Genomic DNA, 2,092 nt, shown 5'->3' on the forward strand with positions numbered 1-2,092 from the left:
TTCCTACCATACCCGCCATGACTACCGGCGTGGCGCTATCGCGCCAGTTTTGCGTCACTTCTGCTAACACCGCCTCAGGGGATTTACCGTTCAGGCGCGTTACGCCTGCTTCTGATTGCCTGCTCTCCAGGCACTGCTCGTCCTGGTACAGCCAGGCGCGCAGATTGGTCGAACCCCAGTCAATTGCGATGTAGCGAGATGTCATGTGATTTCCTTCAACCTTCGTGTCGAGCTGGCAATCATGGTAAGTGCCGCCTGCTCTGCCGCATCGCCATCCTGATGCCGTATCGCATCAAACAGCGCTTTATGTTCCTGGAGCGTTTTTGGCATGTTGGCCTCATCGCCCATCCAGGTACGTTCAAATACTGCTCGCTGTAGCGAGCTGATCGCCACGCTAAGCTGCTGTAATACCGGGTTATGTACCGACTGCAACACCGCTTCGTGATAGCGAATATCAGCCTCATTGAACGCTTCCCGGTTCTGGTTATTGGCAATCATGTCGTTTAAAGCCGACTCGATTTGTGCCAGGTCGCCGGACGTTGCCCGTTCCGCTGCCCAACGTGCGATTGCCGGTTCCACCAGATTTCGGACTTCACTCATCGCGCCGATAAGCCGCGGGTCGTAATCGTTTTCCAGTACCCACTGCAATACGTCGGTATCGAGGTAGTTCCACTGGTTGCGCGGGGCAACAAACGCGCCGCGATACCGTTTCATTTCAATCAGACGCTTCGCCATCAGCGAGCGGAACACTTCCCGGATGATGTTGCGCGAAGTTTTAAATTCCTCACACAGTTCAGCCTCTGCTGGCAGTGGCGAACCGGGAACGTATTTCCCGCCGACAATCTGGGTGCCCAGCGTAATGACGATGCGATCGGTTTTATTGAGAGTCATGGAGAGTCCTTGTGCTCTTTGTGTACATGACTACTTTACCGCGACCGCCGAATTTCACCTCACTTTTGCAGTACAAACGTGAGGGATTTCGTCTTTGCCATGGCTGTAATGTAGTACAATCACTTAATGTTGTACTACAATCAAGATCACAAAAAGAACAATTCAATAAATTCAGCGCAAAAAAAAGCCCCGGTTGATAACCGAGGCCGATGAATGCAAACAGGCGTTACTGCAGCACAAACTTCTCGATGGCGTACGCCACACCGTCTTCCAGATTGGATTTGGTGACGAAGTTAGCCACGTCTTTCACCGACGGGATCGCGTTATCCATCGCGACGCCCATCCCCGCGAATTCAATCATTGCGATGTCGTTTTCCTGGTCGCCCAGCGCCATGATTTCCTCAGGTTTAATACCCAGCGCGTCAGCCAGTGATTTTACGCCCGTGCCTTTATTGACGCGTTTATCGAGAATTTCGAGGAAGTACGGCGCGCTTTTCAACACGGTGTACTTCTCTTTGACCTCTGCCGGAATACGCGCGATGGCTTTATCCAGGATCTCCGGCTCATCGATCATCATCACTTTCAGGAACTGCGTCGCCGGGTCCATTTTCTCGGCTTCACAGAAGACCAGCGGAATGGTCGCAACGTAAGATTCATGTACCGTGTAGTAGCTGATATCGCGGTTGGCGGTGTAGAGCGTATTGCGATCGAGCGCGTGGAAGTGAGAGCCCACTTCACGGGAAAGTTTTTCCAGGAACAGATAGTCGTCGTAGCTCAGTGCCGTTTGCGCAACCGTGCTGCCATCTGCGGCTTTCTGCACCAGCGCGCCGTTATAGGTGATGCAGTAATCGCCCGGCTGGTTCATGTGCAGCTCTTTCAGGTAACTGTGCACGCCCGCATACGGACGCCCGGTGGTCAGTACCACATTCACGCCCTTCGCGCGTGCGGCAGCGATCGCGTTTTTAACGGCAGGAGAGATAGTGTGGTCTGGCAGCAGCAGCGTGCCGTCCATGTCGATTGCAATGAGTTTGATAGCCATGAGTTCCCCAAGATAAATGAGTGCTGTCTCATGCTAACGCGATTCCGCTCAAAAAACACGGTAAGAAAGGGGATGGGCTGTGGGGAGGGAATTCCGCTTTTGCGCCTAAAGAAAAGCCCGGTGGCGCGTTGCTTACCGGACCTACGAAACTGTAGCCCCGGT

Annotated in this window: 3 protein-coding genes; all 3 read right to left on the reverse strand. The window is 53.4% G+C overall.

The features are described from left to right. Window positions 1–205: 2-dehydro-3-deoxygalactonokinase (locus tag L977_RS22830; protein ID WP_047626989.1), on the reverse strand; the 205-nt coding region annotated here is incomplete at its 3' end. Continuing rightward, window positions 202–891 (reverse strand): D-galactonate utilization transcriptional regulator DgoR, encoded by a 690-nt coding sequence (gene dgoR, locus L977_RS22835; RefSeq protein ID WP_047027508.1) that lies wholly within the window; start codon window positions 889–891, stop codon window positions 202–204. The genes L977_RS22830 and dgoR, both read right to left, overlap by 4 nt. A 226-nt stretch (window positions 892–1,117) precedes the next feature. Continuing rightward, window positions 1,118–1,930, reverse strand: coding sequence for a sugar-phosphatase (yidA, locus tag L977_RS22840; protein ID WP_014881907.1), 813 nt, complete (start codon window positions 1,928–1,930; stop codon window positions 1,118–1,120). Window positions 1,931–2,092: the final 162 nt, after the last annotated feature.

This window comes from Enterobacter sp. ZOR0014, assembly GCF_000798855.1.
Taxonomy (GTDB): Bacteria; Pseudomonadota; Gammaproteobacteria; order Enterobacterales; family Enterobacteriaceae; genus Enterobacter; species Enterobacter kobei.